Source organism: Roseovarius sp. S88, assembly GCF_037023735.1.
In the GTDB taxonomy this organism is placed as follows: domain Bacteria; phylum Pseudomonadota; class Alphaproteobacteria; order Rhodobacterales; family Rhodobacteraceae; genus Roseovarius; species Roseovarius phycicola.
Map to the genome: position 1 here is coordinate 2,300,734 of NZ_CP146069.1, position 14,981 is coordinate 2,315,714.

At 57.8% G+C, this 14,981-nt stretch carries 18 protein-coding genes; 7 read left to right on the forward strand and 11 right to left on the reverse strand.

The features are described from left to right. Nucleotides 1–93 precede the first annotated feature (93 nt). Both RZ517_RS11625 and RZ517_RS11630 read left to right on the forward strand, forming a co-directional pair. Nucleotides 94–897, forward strand: a complete 804-nt coding sequence (locus RZ517_RS11625; RefSeq protein WP_338548395.1) for a lytic murein transglycosylase — start codon at nt 94–96, stop codon at nt 895–897. Between the two features lie 166 nt (nt 898–1,063). Next, nucleotides 1,064–1,840, forward strand: coding sequence for a hypothetical protein (locus tag RZ517_RS11630; RefSeq protein WP_338548396.1), 777 nt, complete (start codon nt 1,064–1,066; stop codon nt 1,838–1,840). A gap of 3 nt (nt 1,841–1,843) precedes the next feature. Here RZ517_RS11630 and RZ517_RS11635 read toward each other — a convergent pair whose 3' ends face one another. Continuing rightward, entirely contained in the window at nt 1,844–2,602 is a 759-nt protein-coding gene (locus RZ517_RS11635) for a heme-dependent oxidative N-demethylase family protein (RefSeq protein WP_338548397.1), read from the reverse strand. Continuing rightward, a complete protein-coding gene (locus RZ517_RS11640) occupies nt 2,599–3,021 on the reverse strand; it encodes a DUF6314 family protein (protein ID WP_338548398.1) in 423 nt (140 codons plus the stop codon). Before RZ517_RS11640 ends, RZ517_RS11635 begins: the two co-directional genes overlap by 4 nt. Nucleotides 3,022–3,104: 83 nt before the next feature. On the opposite strand from RZ517_RS11640, the gene purB reads away from it, so the two are divergent. The 3 genes from purB (at nt 3,105) to RZ517_RS11655 (ending at nt 6,215) form a co-directional block, all read left to right on the forward strand. Then, complete coding sequence (gene purB / locus RZ517_RS11645) at nt 3,105–4,412, forward strand: adenylosuccinate lyase (protein ID WP_338548399.1); 1,308 nt, start codon at nt 3,105–3,107, stop codon at nt 4,410–4,412. Between the two features lie 115 nt (nt 4,413–4,527). Next, nucleotides 4,528–5,055, forward strand: a complete 528-nt coding sequence (locus tag RZ517_RS11650; protein WP_338548400.1) for a tetratricopeptide repeat protein — start codon at nt 4,528–4,530, stop codon at nt 5,053–5,055. A gap of 98 nt (nt 5,056–5,153) precedes the next feature. Then, on the forward strand, nt 5,154–6,215 hold the full coding sequence (locus tag RZ517_RS11655) for a flagellar motor switch protein FliG (protein WP_338548401.1): 1,062 nt from the start codon (nt 5,154–5,156) through the stop codon (nt 6,213–6,215). 24 nt (nt 6,216–6,239) lie between these two features. On the opposite strand, the gene RZ517_RS11660 is transcribed toward RZ517_RS11655, so the two are convergent. Then, complete coding sequence (locus tag RZ517_RS11660) at nt 6,240–7,283, reverse strand: ABC transporter ATP-binding protein (protein ID WP_338551143.1); 1,044 nt, start codon at nt 7,281–7,283, stop codon at nt 6,240–6,242. Nucleotides 7,284–7,547: 264 nt separating this feature from the next. Here RZ517_RS11660 and RZ517_RS11665 point away from each other — a divergent pair, with 264 nt between their 5' ends. After that, entirely contained in the window at nt 7,548–7,688 is a 141-nt protein-coding gene (locus RZ517_RS11665) for a hypothetical protein (RefSeq protein WP_338548402.1), read from the forward strand. On the opposite strand, the gene RZ517_RS11670 is transcribed toward RZ517_RS11665, so the two are convergent. From RZ517_RS11670 to ccmA, 5 genes are read right to left on the reverse strand one after another with little or no spacing between them, the layout of a single operon-like run. Continuing rightward, nucleotides 7,689–8,225 (reverse strand): DsbE family thiol:disulfide interchange protein, encoded by a 537-nt coding sequence (locus RZ517_RS11670; RefSeq protein ID WP_338548403.1) that lies wholly within the window; start codon nt 8,223–8,225, stop codon nt 7,689–7,691. Continuing rightward, entirely contained in the window at nt 8,218–8,376 is a 159-nt protein-coding gene (gene ccmD / locus RZ517_RS11675) for a heme exporter protein CcmD (protein ID WP_338548404.1), read from the reverse strand. Before ccmD ends, RZ517_RS11670 begins: the two co-directional genes overlap by 8 nt. Next, nucleotides 8,373–9,107: a heme ABC transporter permease gene (locus RZ517_RS11680; protein ID WP_338548405.1), complete on the reverse strand. Its 735-nt coding sequence runs from the start codon at nt 9,105–9,107 to the stop codon at nt 8,373–8,375. Before RZ517_RS11680 ends, ccmD begins: the two co-directional genes overlap by 4 nt. A 21-nt stretch (nt 9,108–9,128) precedes the next feature. Continuing rightward, nucleotides 9,129–9,785, reverse strand: coding sequence for a heme exporter protein CcmB (gene ccmB / locus RZ517_RS11685; protein WP_317055224.1), 657 nt, complete (start codon nt 9,783–9,785; stop codon nt 9,129–9,131). Further along, on the reverse strand, nt 9,782–10,399 hold the full coding sequence (gene ccmA / locus RZ517_RS11690; RefSeq protein WP_338548406.1) for a heme ABC exporter ATP-binding protein CcmA: 618 nt from the start codon (nt 10,397–10,399) through the stop codon (nt 9,782–9,784). The genes ccmB and ccmA overlap by 4 nt, the downstream gene beginning before the upstream one ends. Nucleotides 10,400–10,607: 208 nt before the next feature. Between ccmA and RZ517_RS11695 the strand changes: the two genes are divergently transcribed. Continuing rightward, on the forward strand, nt 10,608–11,219 hold the full coding sequence (locus tag RZ517_RS11695; protein ID WP_317055225.1) for a thermonuclease family protein: 612 nt from the start codon (nt 10,608–10,610) through the stop codon (nt 11,217–11,219). 13 nt (nt 11,220–11,232) lie between these two features. Here RZ517_RS11695 and RZ517_RS11700 read toward each other — a convergent pair whose 3' ends face one another. The 3 genes from RZ517_RS11700 to secD are packed head-to-tail and all read right to left on the reverse strand — an operon-like array spanning nt 11,233 to nt 14,976. Continuing rightward, nucleotides 11,233–11,586, reverse strand: a complete 354-nt coding sequence (locus RZ517_RS11700; RefSeq protein WP_317055226.1) for an Mth938-like domain-containing protein — start codon at nt 11,584–11,586, stop codon at nt 11,233–11,235. Nucleotides 11,587–11,591: 5 nt separating this feature from the next. After that, nucleotides 11,592–12,347, reverse strand: coding sequence for a sulfite exporter TauE/SafE family protein (locus tag RZ517_RS11705; RefSeq protein ID WP_317055227.1), 756 nt, complete (start codon nt 12,345–12,347; stop codon nt 11,592–11,594). Then, on the reverse strand, nt 12,340–14,976 hold the full coding sequence (secD, locus tag RZ517_RS11710) for a protein translocase subunit SecD (RefSeq protein ID WP_338548407.1): 2,637 nt from the start codon (nt 14,974–14,976) through the stop codon (nt 12,340–12,342). The genes RZ517_RS11705 and secD overlap by 8 nt, the downstream gene beginning before the upstream one ends. Between the last annotated feature and the right edge of the window lie 5 nt (nt 14,977–14,981).

The window sequence follows — 14,981 nt, forward strand, 5'->3', positions numbered from 1 at the left end:
TTTGCGCAGTTCGGGCGAATTTTTAAAAGTCGTTGTCAGGTCAGGCAAGCAGGTTAAACTGCGCCGGTCTTTTGTAAGTACCGGAGAAATTTCATGCTGCCTTCTTTCAAATCGCTTGCTTTGGGTTTTGGTCTGTCGCTGAGCGCAACGGCTGCGCTGGCCGCGCAATGCGGAAACACTTCAGCAGGGTTTGACGCGTGGAAGGCGGCCTTTGCACAAGAGGCCAAGTCGGCCGGTGTGGGGCAACGTGGCCTTCAGGCGCTGGCTCAGGCGCAATACGCCAAGCGCACCATTGCCGCGGACCGCAATCAGAAGAGCTTCAAGTACAGTCTTGAGAAGTTCATGCAGGTGCGCGGTGCGAATGCGATCATCTCGCAGGGGCGCAAACGCAAGGCGCAAAATGCGGCGTATTTTCAAGCCATTGAACAGCAATATGGCGTGCCAGCCGGTGTGATCCTGGCGATTCACGGCATGGAAACCGGCTTTGGCGGGTTTATGGGCGACAGTTCGGTCGTCTCGGCCATTGTCACGCTCAGTTTTGATTGCCGTCGGTCTGATTTCTTCAAACCACATGCAATTGGCGCTTTGAAGCTGGTCGATCGCGGCAGCATAACCGGGTCGACCAAGGGCGCGAAACATGGCGAGTTGGGACACACACAGTTCCTGCCAGGTAATGCGCTGAAATACGGCGTGGATGGCAATGGTGACGGGCGCGTGGATTTTTACAACCAGACAGATGCCCTTGTTTCCACAGCAAATTTCCTGCGTCAGAAGGGGTGGAAACCCGGTCAGGGCTATCAGCCTGGCCAACCCAATTTCCGTGCAATTCAGGCCTGGAACGCCGCAGGCGTGTATCAAAAAGCCATTGCGATCATGGCCGCAAAGATTGACGGCTGAAGCGTCAACAGACTGTTTCCTGATGAGGCGCATTATTGCCCGGAAAAGCCATATTTGGCGGCGTTTCCCAGAGCAAAGGTCATGAAGAGGTCAAATTCTTATCCCATCACCGGCGCAGTTTTGGGGAAAACTATTTGAGTAAATTTATTCGTAGGTAAGGGTAAACATGCACAGCCAGGATCACGGGGCTATTGTTGCATTTGGTTATCGCAGCGGTGAGATACCACCGGTGTCTGCCATCGCGTCTCGCGTTCGAAAAGCCATGCAAGTGGCTGATGACAGACCTGCGGCGCTGTCCTGGGAGGGACAGGACATAGCCGTTCTCGATCATGTCGGCGTGCGCGTGGCCATTGGACGTCAGAATGCCACGGCTGAAGGGTTTTGCAGTCATCTTGTGATGGCTGTGGGCAACGCTCCAGACATGGACGGCGCGCGACCCAACCGCAAAACTCATTCCAAAAGGGCCGACCGACTGGCGGCCTGGGTGGAACAGACGATGCCCTATGACACGGTCCTGCGCGCAGAGACGCCAGAGGATGTGGATGGTAAACTGGTCCGCAGTTTTCTGGAACTTCTGGAGCATGCCGAAGGCATGGCACCAGACGAGAAAGCCGTTGGAACACAGCCTCTTGTTGACCTGTCTTCCGACGCAGACGCGTCTGTGATTGACCCGCCTGTTGTGGCTCCGCCCGCGCCCAAGGCCAAACCTGTGCGCGATCGTTTTGATCCCAGTGGTATCATTGAGCTGGACGATCTGGCAGAGCCATTACCGGAATCGCCGCAGTGGCTTCAGGATCAGGCCGAACCAACGGAACCCTTGCGTTTGACAGTCCACACGATGGCCTTGTCCCTGATGCTCTACAGCGCACCGCTTGGAGCGTTCCTTTTCACCTATTCCATGCTGCGCGACATCACCAAGAAGAAAGACGAAGAGACTGCCTAAAGGTCACGCGTCGTTTTCTTCTCCGGGCGCCATCGATTTGGCAATCACAAAGGTATGTATTGAAAACACGCAGGCCCGCGTTTTGGGCAGGCGCAAAACGCATTGGCGCTCTGAACGAAAATAGGGAAAAACCGCCGCGTGCAAACCCTGATACTCTCCATGCCGGCGCTCCGGTTGAAAGAGTTCTGGATCGGCATAGTGCAATGCGTTGAACCGCCATAGAGGCCGGTCGGGCTGCACCCCGTCGAAAAGCCGCTGCACCCGCTGGGCGATTTTGGCATCATAATTTGGAACCGGGTCATGGATGGTCGTGAGCGGGCGACCGATCTTTTGCGACAGGTGCCAGTTTGCCGGAAAGCACAGCGCGGCGGCAGTCAGCACATGCTCATCTCCGTGTTTTTGCAGCACACATAGATCTTCCTGAACAAGCTGTCCCAGCGTGACCATAGGTGCGGTGCAATCAAGCGGGACCGTCTTTTGGTCGGGGCGCGTCACCTGCGTGGTTTCAACCCGATATCCCTCGGCGTGCGCGCCGAGCCAAAGCACCACCATATCCAAGAGCTCTTGCGCGGCGTCCTCACTGCCCTCTTGCATGGCAATGACGTCATCGCGCCGAGTTGCGATCAGCTCATCGCGCAGCGCCATCTGCCCGGCGAAAGCGTCGTCTTGCCAAATCCAGTCTTCCATGCGCAGCGGAGACACACCCGGCAGGGACTTGGTCGAAACATCGTAAGGAATTTTATCTTGCAGGATCAGAGTCATGTTGCGCCTGAGCCTCGGCGATAGTGGCTGGTCATGCAATAGTTCTTACGAGGGCCATTGACCTGCCACCGGCTTGACCAGATCGGCCAATCAGCAAAGTCATAGTACACCTGATAGGTGTCAGGGTCACACCAATGCTGGGCACGCTCAGCGCCCGGCGCAATATGGTGGAACGGGCGTCCGTCGTCGAAGTAGACCTCCAAAGTGCAATCCTGACCCTCCGCCCAGACATAGGCACGCTCGGCGTGCATGCTCTGCCCGGTCGCGAGCCGCAATGTCCCGCTTTCGTCGTATCGCAGCTCCTTCCCGGATGGCACAAAGCGTGCTTGCCCCTCAAACTGCGCCGTGGCGCCGTCGGCATGGGCTATTTGGCGTGTGATGTGCCATTTACCGATGAAATCCTGCAATCGGGGAAACAACTGCCCGCTCCTGCCTTGCTGCGCCTTTCCCAACGGTCTAAACCGCGCGCAACCACACATGCAATTCCAAAGGTCTGCACACTATGATCCCTCGCTATTCCCGCCCCGATATGGTCGCCATCTGGGAACCGGCCACAAAGTTCCGCATCTGGTACGAGATCGAGGCGCATGCCTGTGACGCGATGGCGAATCTTGGGGTGATCCCGCGCGAGAATGCCGAGGCCGTATGGAAGGCCAAAGATGTCGAATTCGATGTGGCCCGCATTGACGAGATCGAGGCCGTCACCAAGCATGACGTGATCGCCTTTCTGACCCATCTGGCCGAACATGTGGGATCCGAGGAGGCCCGCTTTGTGCATCAGGGCATGACGAGCTCGGATGTGCTTGATACCTGCCTCAACGTGCAGCTGGTCCGTGCCGCTGACATCTTACTTGCGGATATGGACGATCTATTGGCCGCGCTGAAGCGCCGGGCGTTTGAACATAAAGATACCCTGCGCGTGGGGCGCAGCCATGGCATTCATGCTGAACCAACCACCATGGGTCTGACCTTTGCCCGGTTCTATGCCGAGATGGATCGTAACAAGAACCGCTTGGAAAAAGCCCGTTTTGAAATCGCCACAGGCGCGATTTCCGGCGCTGTGGGCACCTTCGCAAACATTGACCCGGCGGTTGAGGAACATGTGTGTGAAAAGCTGGGCTTGCGCGCCGAGCCGGTCAGCACGCAAGTCATCCCGCGCGATCGTCACGCGATGTTCTTTGCGACTTTGGGTGTAATCGCGTCCTCCATCGAGAACATTGCCGTTGAGATCCGTCACATGCAGCGCACCGAGGTTCTGGAGGGCGCAGAGTTCTTCTCAATGGGGCAAAAAGGCTCGTCCGCCATGCCGCACAAGAAAAACCCGGTTCTGACCGAGAACCTGACTGGGTTGGCGCGGCTAGTTCGTATGGCTGTGGTCCCAGCGATGGAAAACGTGGCGCTCTGGCATGAGCGTGACATCTCGCACAGCTCAGTTGAGCGCATGATTGGCCCAGATGCCACCGTCACCCTCGATTTCGCGCTCGCCCGGCTAACCAGTGTGATCGACAAGATGCTGATCTTTCCCGAGAATATGCTTGATAACATGAACAAGTTCCCCGGACTGGTCATGTCCCAGCGCGTACTTCTGGCCCTGACCCAGGCCGGTGTGAGCCGCGAAGATGCCTATGCCATGGTGCAGCGCAATGCGCTCAAGGTCTGGGAACACCGCACGGACTTCAAAGAAGAGCTTTTGAGCGATGCCGAAGTGTGTGCTGCCCTCAGCCCAGAAGAAATCGAAGAAAAATTCGACATGGGCTATCACACCAAGCATGTCGACACGATATTCAAGCGGGTGTTTGGTGAAGGCTGATCTTCGCCCTAGGTCCTTCAACAACGCAGACTCACAAAGTTGCGTGGTCCGAGAATAATTTCCGGACCTCGCGCGTTAGTCCTGCATAACCCAGTTGAACTCAGTGGAGGACCCGATGATCAGACCGCTTCTTATTGCAGCCCTTCTTTTACCAAGCGCCGCCTTTGCCAAGGATGGGGACCGCAAACAAACCAAGCCGAAACCGACGCAACACTGTTCGGGTGGCAAAATCTGGAACAAGAAAACCAACGCCTGTGTGCGGGTGCAAAGCAATCTGCTGGATGATGACACGCTCTATGGTGCGGTGCGCGAATTTGCCTATGCTGGCCAGTTGGACAATGCACAATCTGCGCTGAAGGCGATGAGCGACCAGACCGAGGACCGCGTGCTGACTTATTGGGGCTTTACCACCCGCAAGAAGGGCGACATGGACGGCGGAATGAAATTCTATCGTCAGGCCTTGGCGCAGAACCCGGCCAACATCACGGCGCGGTCTTATATGGGTCAGGCTCTGGTGCAGCAGGGCAAGATCGCCGAAGCCAAATCAGAGTTGCAGGCCATTCGCGATTATGACGGCGCGGACACCTGGGCAGAGATTTCTCTGGCCAATGCGATCACAAGCGGCGCAAGCTACAACTACTGATCATAAAGCCCTAATCTTAGGTGATTTTTTACCTTTGCTTAGGGCTTTCTTTCCGCCTTATCCCTATTCTGTGTCAAATTGAACAAATAGGGAACACCATGGGTGATCATACGCTTGCTCGACTGTCTGCGCCCGCACCGGCGACGCACCTATCGCGACGGCAAAAAGCCGCCATCATTGTTCGGTTCCTTCTGAATGAGGGGGCCGACATATCGCTGTCTGACCTGCCTGACGAAATGCAGGCGCAACTGACCACGCAGATGGGCACGATGCGATATGTGGATCGCAGCACGCTGGCCGACGTGGTGGCCGAGTTCGCCGGAGAGCTTGAGGCGATGGGTTTGACTTTCCCGAAGGGCGTGGCCGGTGCCCTGACCGCCCTTGATGGCCGGATCAGCCCGCAAACCGCAGCACGGCTTAAGAAAGAGGCAGGCGTGCGTCAGTTTGGCGATCCATGGGAGCAGGTGCGCAATGCCGATACCGAGGCGCTGCTGGAGATCGTGCAAACCGAGAGTGTTGAGGTCTCTGCTGTGCTGCTGTCCAAACTGGACGTGATGCGCGCCGCCGAATTGATGGGCGACCTGCCGGGGCAAACCGCGCGCCGCGTGGCGCTGGCCATGTCACAAACCGGGGCTGTGACCCCTGATGCGGTTGACCGGATCGGGCTGTCGCTGGCTGCGCAGCTGCACAATGTGCCTGAAACCGCTTTTGATGAGGGCCCGGTAGAGCGTGTCGGAGCCATTCTGAATTACTCCACATCCCTCACGCGCGATGATGTTCTAACCGGGCTTGATGAGGAAGACGAAGGATTTGCCGCCCTTGTACGCAAGGCGATTTTTACCTTTGCGAATATTCCTCAACGTCTGAGCGCCATCGACGTACCCAAGGTGACGCGCGATGTGGATCAGGCCATCTTGGTCATGGCATTGGCATCGGCGGCCAAGACCGAAGATACGCTGCCTGCTTCGGAATTCATTCTGGAAAACCTCTCCAAACGTATGGCCGAATCTTTGCGAGAGGAAATGGCGGAACAGGGCAGTATCAAACAAAAGGATGGCGAAGCAGCCATGACGCAGGTCGTCAATGCCATCCGAACGTTGGAGGCCAATGGGGAAATTACGCTGGAAGTCCCTGAGGAGGAAGACGAAGACGCAGGTTAAGCCGTTGATCGTGACGTGCCCGCGCTATTCCACCTCAAACAGAAAACACTTGTCACGCCGGATCATCAGCCAAAGCGGTGTGCCTTGCTTGGGCAGAAACACCGCTGGCACTGTCGCCTTGAAGATCGACTGGTCATGTTCCATGCGAAATTCGACCAGACTTTCGGACCCCATGAACCGCGCGCGTTCCACGACACCGCGCACGGCGGTCCCATCGCTGATCGTAGGGGACGGGCCAACCCCATTGCGGTCAAAGTCAATCTTCACATGCTGAGGGCGCACAACGATATCCACCGATTGGCCATCGGCAATGCCCGGGGCCAGAAACTGACCAAAAGGCGTTTGCGCGAGTGCGCCGGACACTTCAGCGCGCACCACGTTTACGTCACTGAAAAACGCGACGGCGTCGCGATCGGCAGGCGCGTTGAAGATATTGTAAGGCGCGCCCTGCTGCACGATCCGGCCATGGCGCATAAGCGCGATATTGTCGGCCATACGCATGGCCTCTTCGGGTTCGTGAGTGACCAGCAAAACGGCCGTATCCGCCTCGCGCAGAACCTCTAGCGTTTCATCGCGAATACCATCACGCAGCCGGTTATCGAGGCCCGAAAACGGCTCGTCCATGAGCATGATCCGCGGACGTGGTGCCAAGGCCCGGGCGAGCGCCACGCGCTGTTGTTCCCCACCCGAGAGTTCATGCGGAAACTTGGCGGCATACCCCTCTAGCCCCACGCGCTCCAAAAGCTCTCCGATGCGCTTGTCTTTCTCCGCTTTGTCGCCACTCAGACCAAAAGCCACGTTCTCGCCCACGCGCAGATGCGGAAAGAGTGCGAAATCCTGAAACATCAGCCCGATATTGCGCCGCTCAGGCGGGATGCGGAACACTGTGTCACAGACCAGATTGCCGTCGACCCAAATCTCGCCCTCGTCCTGCATTTCCACGCCTGCGATCATGCGCAAGGTTGTCGACTTGCCGCAGCCCGAGGGCCCCAGAAGACATGTCACCTGCCCGGGCTGTACTTCGAGCGACACATCATCCACGACAACACGCCCCTCATAGCGACGCATCAAATGCTTGGTCTCAAGTCGTGGAGCCGTCTCTTGCAACCTGGTCTTCTCCAGTTTCCCGATCAAAACAATCGGATAAGTCTTGGCCAGATAGCAACCCCGCATGGCCTGCGCAAGAGAGCCGCAGCGTTTCACAGCGCATCGCATTTCTTTCAAATGCCCGTGAAATGCCCAAAAGGTAGGGTTTTCCTAACTTCGTTTTTCCCCTGACCGACCCCAGATTAATCAGCACAATGATTTAAGATCTTATGAAAGACCGAAGACATGCGTACATTTCTGATTGCCTCACAAGTTCTTATCCTGTGCTGCGTGGCCCTGATCGGCGCCACAAGCGGCGCACAAGACGCCAATGCCTGTGCTGTGAACGAAGTGCCTGCTGCAGGCCACTGCCAGCCGACGCGCTGATCAGTTCTTGGCGCGTTCGATGGCCGGGCGAATTTCGCTATCCATCACGCGCTCTGTGATCGGTCCAGCAAAGCGCAGCACGATCTCGCCCTGACCGTTGATGACATAGGTCTCAGGCACGCCGTAGAGACCCCAATCAAGCCCCATGCGCCCGGTGGTGTCGGCCCCTATCCCAGCATAGGGGTCTCCCAATTCCTCCAGAAACCCAATCGCATTTCCTGGATTGTCTTTGTAATTCACGCCGTAAATCGTGATGCCTTCTTCGGCAAGCGCCGTGAGATGCGGGTGTTCGACGCGGCAGGGCGCGCACCAGCTGGCCCAGAAATTCACTAGTTTCACACCGTCTTCGCGCAAGGTCGCGTCCTCAAACAGCGGCTTTTGCGCCAGTTGCTCCAGTGCCACGACAGGCGCCTCGCGCCCTTCAAAGGCCGACGGCAGTTCATTGGGGTTCTCGCGCTGCATTCCAACAAAGAACACCCCGGCCAGAAGCATGAAGATGACGGGTGGCGCGATCATCAATGGGGACACTTTAGCCATCTGATTGTCCTTTACCTTCAATCTCTTCGAGGTCTTTTTTGACTTTCCCAGCCCGGCGCCAGCTGACGATGACCAGCAGCATCAGAAGCAAAAGCGACACCGCATAGGCGGACAGGACCGCGTCGGAGTATTTGCCAAGATCAGGGATCATGCGGTCAGCCTTTCGCGGGCCATAAGCGCACGCATCCGGCGGGCGCGAATCTCGGTCTGGGTGCGCAGGAAGACCAAGGCAATAAACAAGAGCACAAACCCCGCAATGCAGATGAGCAGCGGGTGATAGAACACGTCGTGCACATTCTCTTCCTTATCCAGGCTCAAAGATGCCCCCTGGTGTAACCCCTGGTTCCAGAAATTCACCGCATAGCGACTGAGAAGTGCAAAGACAGAGCCGACAAGACACAGGATCGACGTCAGATCCGCCGCTGTGTCGTCATTTTCAATCGCTTCCCAAAGCGCGATATAGCCCAGATAGAAGAGGAACAGGATTAAAAAGGACGTGAGCCTTGGATCCCAGGCCCACCAGGTGCCCCACATCGGCTGACCCCAGATCGCCCCGGTGGCCAGAGCAATCAGCGTCATGACCATGCCTATAGGTGCTGCAGCACGGGCGGCCAAGGCGCTCACGTGATGGCGGCGCACGATCCACATGAGCGAAGCCACCAGCATCATCAGCCAGGCGTTGATCGCCATCAGCGCCGAGGGCACGTGCAGGTAGATGATCTTGACCGTGCTGCCCTGCCGGAAATCATCAGGCGTAAAGAAAAAGCCCCAGATGAGGCCTGTCACAAGACAAATCAGTGCGGATCCGAACAGCCAGGGCAAAAACCGGCTGGTCGTGTCGATGAACTTCTTGGGATTCGCATATTCCCAAAGTGACGCCACGGGTTCTCCTCCCCTTCTTTCTCAGCGCAGGTTAACTCTCAATACCGCAGCCGCGGCAAAAGGCAAAAGCGCGATGGTGCCGCAGGTGATCCCCGCCAGCATCAGCATGGGTGTGGTTGTGTCAAACCCGTCCACCCCGCGCCGGGCCGCCTCGGCACCAAAGATCAATGTGGGGACATAAAGCGGTAAAACAAGCAGGCTGAGAAGCAGTCCACCGCGTTTCAGCCCCACGGTAAGTGCCGCGCCAAATGTGCCAATCATGCTCAGCGCCGGTGTGCCCAGCAAAAGCGACAGGATCAGAGGGCCGTATCCGGCTGCAGGCAGGTTCAAAAGAACCGCCAGAATCGGTGCGGCCAAGACCAAAGGCAGGCCGGTGGTCAGCCAATGCGCCAGAGCCTTGATGGCGGCGATGGCCTCCATTGGCAAAGGCGCGGTGGCCAGAAGATCCAGCGAGCCGTCCTCCCAGTCGAGCGCGAAGATGCGGTCAAGCGAGAGCAGGCAGGCCAGAAGCGCACCAATCCATAGGGTACCCGCCGCGATACGCGACAAAAGTTCCGATTGCGGGCCGACCCCAAAGGGCACCAACACGACGACGATCAGGAAAAACGCGAGACCCAGGCCAAATCCGCCCCCAGCCCGGATTGCCAGCCGTATGTCACGTAACAGCAGCGCCTTCACAGGAAGGCCTCGTCAAACTCATCGAGCTGCGCTGCACTGGCGCGGAACGGTGTGACATCCAGCGTCTTCGCCTCATCAAGCCCTAGGTCGATATGCGTGGCCAAAAGTGCTGAGCCGCCCTTTCCCAGATGAGTGCGAATGACTTCGGCGAACATCTCAACCGCACGCACATCAAGCGATACGGTCGGTTCGTCCAGCACCCAGATGGGCCGCCCCGTGACCAAAAGCCGTGCAAGCCCAAGGCGACGTTTCTGCCCCGCGGAGAGAAGCCCCGCCGGACGGCTGCGCAAAGCATTGAGATCAAAAGCGTTCATGGCCGAGGCAATGTCGTTCTGCCCAAAAATCTGCGCCCAAAACTCGAGATTTTCCTCGACCGTCAGCGTGGATTTCAACCCATCCGCATGCCCAGCATAGACCAGCGTATCCGGGGCCGCGTCGACCTGCCCCTCAAGCGGCGGCTGCAACCCTGCGATGGTGCGCAAAAGCGTCGTCTTGCCAATCCCATTGGGTCCCCGCAGCACCAACGCTTCGCCGGGCGACAGCGAAAAACTCACACCTTCGAGCACGCGAATACCGCCACGGGTGATGCTGAGGTTTTGGACGGTCAGGGTCATGAAACGTCCATAGCTGAAAGGATGACGCGCCGAAAGATCGTTCCTTTGTTGGCATTGGGCATAGTTGGACATCTCATATCGGGCCTACAGATACGCTGCGCCAAACTATCAACACATTGATCTAAGACAATGCCATCATTGGTTTTTCAACTTTAGATGTAGTGCCGAGGTGATTGACACCTCTGTTTGAACAAAAGGGCTATTGGACGTGGAAGGCGCGGTTCTGCTTTTGTTGTTGCTCATCGGGGCGGTCGCCACTGCATATAAGATGTGCGGTGATTTTGGCGAGAAGACAGCGCCCAGGGAAGAACCCGCAACAACAGAAGACCTGCCCAAGCTTCGTGCTCCTGGGCGGCATGCGACGTTCGACCCCCAAAGCGCCAAGCCAGTTACCAAGGCACGTGTCATCAAAGGACGGGCCTATATCGTCGATGGTGATACTGTTGTCATCCAGAAGACCCAGATACGTCTCTTTGGTGTTGATGCGCCGGAAATGAACCATCCCTATGGGATCAAGGCCAAATGGGCGCTTGTCGCATTGTGCAAAGGCCACACCATACGCGCCGAAGTCACCGAGATCGACCACTACGGGCGAACCGTGGCGCGCTGTTATCTTGAAGACGGGCGAGACCTTTCTGCGGAAATGGTGAAATGTGGATTGGCGATAGACTGGGCAAAATATTCTGGCGGGTGTTACCGCAGGCTGGAAGTTCCAGATGCGCGCAAGAAAATGTGGCTGGCAGATGCGCGCCAGAAGGGACGCATGTTTGTTTGGGAGCAATTCGAAGCAAAACAGCGCACGCGCAACGCGAACCAATGATGTAGGTAACTCCTCAAACCCCCAAAAGCGCCGCGGCGACCCGGCGGCCTTCGGAGACGAGCACGTTGTAGGTGCGGGCTGCGGCGGGGGAGTTCATGGGTTCGACCCCTATGCCTGCGGCCTCGATGGCCTCGCGAAAGGCAGTGGGCACGTGGGCGGTCTCTGCGCCCGTACCAATAAAGAGCACGTCGATCTCATCTTTGAGCGTCAGCAACGACGCGGTATCTTCGTACCCACCCCAGTCAAACGTGCCGCCAGGGTGGACACAAACAGGCGCTTTGGCCACCTCACCGCCGACGCGAAAGAACCCCGGACCGTAGCCGTCGATGGGTTGGGCATCGGTGAACGTCACTTCGCTGAGGCGCATGTGGTTTATCCTCCCCAGAATGGCAGGCCTATGATGGCAGAGAGCGCAATGACCAAATAGGCGATGCCGCGGTAGATTTTTTCCTGTCCCGGACGGAACAGCCAGCCGCCCAGAATGTTGCCCAAAAGATAGGGCACCATAACGCAAAAGCCCAGCACGAGGTTGCCCGGCTCGAGCCGATCATAAAGCCAGAAGACCCCCAGCATGAGCAGGTCGACCGCTACGAGGTAGAGCATAAGCGTCGCGCGCACCACATGAGCGGGATGGGTGCTGGCCATGTAGAGCATGATCACAGGTGGACCGGGCAAACCCGTCGAGCCGCCCAGAAAACCGCCCAGCATACCTGTGCCGGTGATCAGGCGTGGGGTGAGCGCACCGCGATAGCGGTAGCCGGATATGAGCAATACAAGGAGGGCCAATGCAATGAGTGAAACGGCGTACCGAAAGGCCTCCGCTGGCACTTGCGCGAGGACGAGAACACCGATTGGCAAGGCAATGACCAATCCCAGGACAAGTCGGGACATATCGCCCGGATGGCGATCCCTCAGCGCCCGGGGCACATTGGGCAGCGGCCCGAAAAGATCCATCACCAAAAGCGTGGTGAGGGCGGCAAAAGGGCCCAGGAACGTGCCAGCCACCGGCAGGTACACCATCGCCGTGCCAAATCCCGAGAACCCCCGCACAAGCCCTGCGGCCAGTGCCGCACCCAAGAGCCAGATCAGCCCCGGCTGTGCCAGGGCCTGAGACCAAAGCTCAGGCATCTACGTTGGCGAACTGCGTGCCTGCGGTGGTATCGGGTTTGGACCAGTCGCGCTTGACCCCCAACCAGAGAAGCACCGCACTGGCCACGAAGATCGAGGAATAGGTCCCCACGATCACGCCCCATATCATCGCAAAGACAAAGCCCCGGATCACGTCGCCTCCCAACACGTAAAGTGCCATCAACGCCAGAAGCGTGGTGACCGAGGTCATGACAGTCCGGCTGAGCGTTTCGTTGATCGAGATATTGAGCACCTCGGAGAGGTCTTTTTTCTTGTACTTGCGCAGGTTCTCTCGCACCCGGTCAAAAACGACCACCGTGTCGTTGAGCGAATAACCCACAATCGTCAGAAGGGCGGCGATGATGGCGAGGTCAAACTGAATTTGCAGCTCTGAGAATATGCCTATGGTCAGCCACACATCATGCACAAGAGCAAGCACCGCGCCCACCGCAAACTGCCACTCAAACCTGAGCCAGATATAGACCAACACCGCCGCAATCGCGAGCAGCACGGCGATGACCGCGGTTTGAATAAGTTCGCCGGATACTTTTGGCCCAACGCTATCCACTGCAGTGAATTTCAGGTCAGGGACGACCTCTTGAAGTGCCGCCTCCACGGATCGGATAACTTCCGGCGTGACAGCTTCTTCGCCTTCCTGTGCCTGAATACGGATCATCGCGACATTTTTATCCGGACCGAACGTCGGATCAAAAATCTCGGTAATCGACACATCGCCTAACTCCAGCTGTGTGATCGCGTCGCGATATTGGCCGATATCGACGGTTTGCGCGCTTTCGGTCCGGATCGTGGTGCCGCCCCGGAAATCGATGCCGAAGTTCAGACCTTGCAGGAAGAATGAGATCACCGCCACGATGATGAACACGCCCGAAAGGCCCAGTGACATTTTCCAGCGCTTGAAGAAATCGATGCTGGTTTCTTTCGGCACAAGACGCAGGGCGCGGCCCTGAAGCACAGTCTTGGGGCGTTTGCGCTCAAACCAGATGATCACGATCAGGCGCGTGACGAAGATCGCCGTAAAGACCGACGTGATGATCCCCAGACCCAGCGTGATGGCAAAGCCTCGCACGGGGCCAGAGCCCATGGCATAGAGGATCAGCGCCGTAATGAACGTGGTGATGTTGGCGTCGGTAATGGCGCTGAGTGCTTTTTCATAGCCCAACTCGATGGCACGCGCCGGGCCTTTGGCGGTTTTGAGTTCCTCGCGTATGCGCTCAAACACAAGCACATTGGCATCCACCGCCATCCCGATGGTCAGCACGATCCCGGCAATACCGGGCAGCGTCAGCGTCGCGCCAATGAGGCTCAGCAAGCCAAAGATCAGACCCACGTTGATCAGAAGCGCGATGTTGGCAAAGAGACCAAAGAGGCCATAGCTCGCCCACATAAAGGCCAGCACGAGGCCGAAGGCGACAATGCTGGCGATCTTGCCTGCCTCAATACTGTCGGCCCCCAGTTCCGGCCCGACGGTGCGCTCTTCGAGAAACTCCAGTTCCGCAGGCAAGGCCCCTGCCCTGAGAAGCACGGCAAGATTGGTGCTGTCCTCAACCGTGAACCGCCCGGTGATGATACCCGTGCCGCCGGGAATATGGCTCTGGATCACCGGCGCGCTGATCACCTCGTTGTCGAGCACAATCGCAAAGGGGCTGCCAATATTGGCGGCGGTATAGTCACCAAATTTGCGGCCACCCGCCGGGTTAAAGCGGAAAGAGACTGCAGGCAGACCGTTTTGGTCAAAATCCGGCTGCGCGTCGACCAGTTCTTCGCCGGTGACCACCGCGGCGCGTTCGACGATGTAAAAGACACCCTCTTCATCAAGTGAGGGCAGGATTTCATTGCCCGCACCGGGAGGGTCATTGGGGTTGCCCGTCCGGCCCACGACAGGCTGAAACGTCAGCTGAGCGGTAGTGCCGATGATCTCTTTGAGTTCTGCCGCGCTGCCGACGCCGGGCACTTGAATAAGGATACGATCCGCGCCCTGGCGCTGGATGGTCGGCTCTCGCGTGCCCATCTCGTTGATGCGGCGTTCGATAATCTCGCGCGCGGTGCGCACGGTTTGCTCGTCACTGGCTTGCCGCTCGGCTTCGCTCAGCGTGACAACGATTGTGTCACCTGCAGCTGCGACGTCGATATCGCTTGAGGATACACCGGAAAGCGGGTCGAAGATTGGTTGCGCCAGACCACGTACAAGCCCCGCGGCATATTCAATTTCCTCAGGCTTTTCGACCAGTCGCACGCGCAGTTCTGCGGCATCTGTAGGTTGCAAGCGAATGGGGCCGACACGGCTACGTTCCTCGCGCAACAAATCCCGTATTTCCGGCCACATGGCCTCGATCCGCGCCTGATAAACATCTTCCACCTGCACCTCGGCCAGAAGGTGTGCGCCACCGCGCAGATCAAGTCCAAGATTGACAAGGCCTGATGGCATCCAGCTTGGCCAGCTGGCTGCCTGTGCCTCAAGCTCTGCTCCCGTCGCGCCCTGTTCGAGGGCGACCATGGCGTCGTTATGCGTCTCGACCTTTGTATAGAACCCATTGGGCGAGGCCAGCAGCAGCCCAAGCGCCACCAAGCCCCAAATCACCACGCGCTTCCAGAGGTCAATTTGCAGCATTATGA